Origin of the sequence: Candidatus Erwinia dacicola, assembly GCF_001756855.1 — a bacterium.
In the GTDB taxonomy this organism is placed as follows: Bacteria; Pseudomonadota; Gammaproteobacteria; order Enterobacterales; family Enterobacteriaceae; genus Erwinia; species Erwinia dacicola.
Window position 1 is genome coordinate 1 of sequence record NZ_MAYS01000241.1, and the last position, 2,588, is coordinate 2,588.

The window sequence follows — 2,588 nt, forward strand, 5'->3', positions numbered from 1 at the left end:
CCATCACCTGCCAGGCTTGCCCGCAGGAGCTGAAAACGCGAAGCATGATAAGCACTCCAGTCAATGAGTATCACAACACGGGACATCCCCTGTGTAATTTCCTAAGTAACCCTCTGAAAAATGGTTAAAACTGCATTCTGCAGAAGAGGATTGTCCAACAGTCGATCCACCCGTTTTATTTTGTTTTTAACCGATGCAGTTCTACCCAAATGACGACCGATACTGGTAAGTGTGAGAGAGGCACCATTTGTTACAGCACTGGTGGCGTCAATCAGTGATCTTTGGCGGTAGAAATGCAGAGGCTCCAGTATATTTTTGAAGAATTTTTGGCATAATGAGCGAGCAGGCATAGTGGTGATTTCCTTGAAATTGTTAGCGCAATCAATCAGATCACATAGTGCTATGCCTGTCTCATTTTTCTGGAAATTCCTCAGAAGGAAGACCCAGCCTTTTCTGCTCTAACCTCCCCTGCCACACTGCTGTATTCTCCGCCTGTTTTTTTTGGCATAATGCGCGCTGACTCACATACTCACATCGCAAATTAAAGGCTATCTCTGTGCTAGTTTCCAGCAATGTCACCATGCAGTTTGGCAGTAAGCCGCTGTTCGAAAATATCTCTGTCAAATTTGGCGGCGGCAACCGCTACGGTCTGATCGGTGCCAACGGCAGCGGTAAGTCTACCTTTATGAAAATTCTCGGTGGCGACCTAGTTCCTTCCGGCGGTAATGTCTTGCTCGATCCGAACGAGCGCCTCGGTAAACTGCGCCAGGATCAGTTCGCCTTTGAACAGTATTCCGTGCTGGATACAGTGATCATGGGCCACGGCGAGCTGTGGGCGGTGAAGGAAGAGCGCGATGCGATCTATGCACTGCCGGAGATGAGCGAAGAAGACGGTTACAAAGTCGCTGACCTCGAAGAGAAGTATGGCGAGATGGACGGCTACACCGCAGAAGCGCGCGCCGGTGAGCTGCTGCTGGGCGTGGGTATTCCGCTGGAGCAGCACTACGGCCCGATGAGCGAAGTGGCTCCCGGCTGGAAACTGCGCGTGCTGCTGGCACAGGCGTTGTTCTCTAACCCGGAAATTCTGCTGCTCGACGAACCAACGAACAACCTAGACATCGATACGATTCGCTGGCTGGAGCTGGTGCTGAACGAACGTAACAGCACCATGATCATCATTTCGCACGATCGTCACTTCCTAAATATGGTCTGCACCCACATGGCAGACCTCGACTACGGCGGGCTGCGCGTTTACCCGGGCAACTACGACGAGTACATGACGGCAGCGACCCAAGCGCGTGAGCGTCTGCTGTCTGATAACGCCAAGAAGAAAGCGCAGATCAACGAGCTGCAGTCCTTCGTCAGCCGCTTCAGCGCCAACGCCTCAAAATCCCGTCAGGCTACCTCACGCGCCAAGCAGATCGACAAGATCAAACTGGATGAGGTGAAAGCGTCGAGCCGTCAGAACCCGTTCATCCGTTTCGAGCAGGATAAGAAACTGTTCCGTAATGCGCTGACGCTGGAAGCAGTGACTAAAGGTTTCGACAATAGCCCGCTGTTTAAGAACGTCAATATGCTGCTGGAAGTGGGCGAAAAGCTGGCGATCCTCGGCCCGAACGGTATTGGTAAAACCACGCTGCTGAAAACGCTGATTGGCGAACTGCTGCCGGACAACGGCACCGTAAAATGGTCAGAGAATGCGCGAATTGGTTACTACGCGCAGGATCACGCCCACGACTTCGCCGACGACCTGACTGTGTTCGACTGGATGAGCCAGTGGAAGCAGGAGAGCGATGATGAGCAGGCGGTACGCGGCATTCTCGGCCGTCTGCTGTTCAGCCAAGACGATATCAAGAAGCCAGCCAAAGTGCTGTCCGGTGGTGAGAAGGGCCGTATGCTGTTCGGCAAGCTGATGATGCAGAAGCCGAACGTACTGATCATGGATGAACCGACTAACCACCTCGATATGGAATCGATTGAAGCGCTGAACATCGCGCTGGAGATGTACGAAGGCACGCTGATTTTCGTTTCTCACGACCGTGAATTCGTCAGCTCGCTGGCCACTCGCGTCATTGAGATGACCACGGGCAAACTGAACGACTTTACCGGCAACTACGAAGACTACCTGCGCAGCCAAGGCATCGTGTAAACCCTTTCATTACGCGATATCCGGCAAGGGCCGACCCTTGCCGCGGATTTTGCGGGCTGACCTAAACAGAAGGTCAGCCACTACGTGTTTTCACTTACCCGATTCTTCCCCGCCCGCTTCGCGATATATAACGCCTTATCCGCCCCGGCAATCAGCTGATGGCGCGCGACTTCGCTGCGTTCGGTAATCGCCACCGCCTCAGTCGCCTGACCGGCAAAGCGCAGCGCCGCTGTCCGATCCGCTCTCGGCATAATCAGCGCAAACTCTTCACTGTCGTAGCGCGTCACAAAATCTTCCGGGCGGTGCGGCAGGCATGACAGCGTATGAGCGATCTGTTTCAGGCAATCATCTTCGGCTAGGTGACCATAAGTGTAGTTAAACGCTTTAAACGAATCGAGGTAGAGTCTTGAGACGTGGTGTAAATGGCACTGTTGCAAAG

2 protein-coding genes and 1 pseudogene are annotated in these 2,588 nt (G+C 53.3%); 1 reads left to right on the plus strand and 2 read right to left on the minus strand.

The genetic code is table 11. From position 1 onward, the window contains the following. A pseudogene (locus tag BBW68_RS16195) lies at positions 1-350 on the minus strand (IS4-like element ISEc60 family transposase); the annotation flags it as partial. A 206-nt stretch (positions 351-556) separates the two neighbouring features. On the opposite strand from BBW68_RS16195, the gene BBW68_RS07495 reads away from it, so the two are divergent. Next, entirely contained in the window at positions 557-2,149 is a 1,593-nt protein-coding gene (locus BBW68_RS07495) for an ABC-F family ATPase (RefSeq protein WP_083264837.1), read from the plus strand. 80 nt (positions 2,150-2,229) lie between these two features. On the opposite strand, the gene BBW68_RS07500 is transcribed toward BBW68_RS07495, so the two are convergent. Continuing rightward, on the minus strand, positions 2,230-2,588 hold a 359-nt coding region (locus tag BBW68_RS07500), incomplete at its 5' end, for a GGDEF domain-containing protein (protein ID WP_186821302.1).